Raw genomic sequence first — 236 nt, 5'->3', positions numbered from 1 at the left:
AAGTTAGTTTGTCTAGCATCTAAAAATAAAAATTGACGTTTCACGTTGTTTGTTTCGTTCAGTTTTCAAAGAACTAATGGTGGAGCCTAGCGGGATCGAACCGCTGACCTCCTGCGTGCAAGGCAGGCGCTCTCCCAGCTGAGCTAAGGCCCCAAAAACAATATCGGGAAGACAGGATTTGAACCTGCGACCCCCTGGTCCCAAACCAGGTGCTCTACCAAGCTGAGCCACTTCCC

General features: G+C 49.6%; 2 tRNA genes. Both read right to left on the bottom strand.

Annotated elements, in window-relative coordinates:
• Positions 1-77 precede the first annotated feature (77 nt).
• A tRNA-Ala gene (locus JDS81_RS30065) sits at positions 78-153 on the bottom strand.
• A gap of 10 nt (positions 154-163) precedes the next feature.
• A tRNA-Pro gene (locus JDS81_RS30060) sits at positions 164-236 on the bottom strand.

The organism is Bacillus cereus group sp. N31, from assembly GCF_016483245.1.
GTDB lineage: Bacteria > Bacillota > Bacilli > Bacillales > Bacillaceae_G > Bacillus_A > Bacillus_A toyonensis.
Note: the sequence above shows the minus strand (reverse complement) of the source record. Positions and strands in the feature narration are given on the sequence as shown.